Here is a 1,238-nt window from a genome sequence, read left to right on the forward strand (position 1 = left end):
TTTGCTCTGCCACCTGAATTTTGGACCGTTTCGGGTTAGAGTTTTCTGCCGTAAGTATCCTTGGCTGGGCGAGGAGTTACGGCATGAAGGCATCGAAGTTCACGGACGCGCAGAAGGCGTTCGTTATCAAGCAGGGTGAAGAAGGGACGCCTGTGGCAGAGATCTGCCGCAAGGCAGGCATCAGCCAGGCGACCTACTTCAACTGGAAGAAGAAGTACGCGGGGCTGATGCCATCGGAGATGCGGCGGCTGCGTGACCTGGAAGACGAGAACGGACGGTTGAAGAAGATCGTCGCCGATCTGACACTGGATCGCGAGATGTTGCAGGACGTTATCAAACGAAAGCTCTGAGGCCGGATCGCAAGCGCGAGATTATCGACGCTGTTCGGCAGGACTGGCAGGTGACGATCCGCAGGGCATGTTCGGCCTTGCAGTTCGATCGCTCAACCTATCACTACCAGTCCCGCCGAACCGATCCGGCCTTTTTGAAGAAGCGTATCAAGGAGATCTGCGAGACGCACGTTCGCTACGGCTACCGGCGGGTGTACTACATCCTGCGCCGCGACGGTTGGGTCGTGAACATGAAGAAGGTCTACAGGCTTTACAGGGAGTTGGGCCTGCAACTCAGGAACAAGACGCCCAAGCGGCGTGTGAAGGCGAAGCTGCGAGAGGATCGTGCTCCGGCGATCAGGCCAAACGATGTCTGGGCTATGGACTTCGTGCATGACCAGCTCGCGACGGGTCGCAAGCTGCGCATCCTGACCGTGGTGGATACGTTCTCACGGCTATCGCCTGTGGTCGATCCCCGGTTCAGCTATCGTGGCGAGGATGTGGTTGCCACTCTGGAACAAGCATGCAGGAAGATCGGATATCCCAAGACTATCAGGGTGGACAATGGCAGTGAGTTCATCTCACGGGACATGGATCTGTGGGCTTACCAGCGCGGTGTTATCCTTGACTTCTCTCGCCCTGGTAAGCCCACAGACAATGCGTTCATCGAGGCGTTCAACAGCAAGCTGCGCAGCGAGTGCCTGAACGCGCACTGGTTCCTGTCGCTGCAAGATGCTTGCGAAAAGCTGGAGGCCTGGCGTAGACACTACAACGAAGAGCGACCGCACAGTGCGATAGGGAATATCCCCCCGATCATGCTGGCAAACTCAGCCGGTGCAACCAGCCCACCGGATCTGGGAAAGGCGGAAAACTCCAGACCCACGTGGTCCGACGTTGGGTAGCAGTGCA

General features: G+C 57.7%; 1 protein-coding gene. It reads left to right on the forward strand.

The window, feature by feature from the left end; all coding sequences use genetic code 11:
• The first annotated feature begins 83 nt into the window (after positions 1–83).
• Positions 84–1,231 (forward strand): IS3 family transposase gene (locus tag ACSH0F_RS15135; RefSeq protein ID WP_435203929.1). Its coding sequence is split into 2 segments (ribosomal slippage): positions 84–339 and positions 339–1,231, totalling 1,149 coding nucleotides; the frame shifts between segments, so codons are not numbered across the junction.
• Positions 1,232–1,238: the final 7 nt, after the last annotated feature.

It is taken from the genome of Qipengyuania sp. 902, assembly GCF_051195295.1.
In the GTDB taxonomy this organism is placed as follows: Bacteria; Pseudomonadota; Alphaproteobacteria; order Sphingomonadales; family Sphingomonadaceae; genus Qipengyuania.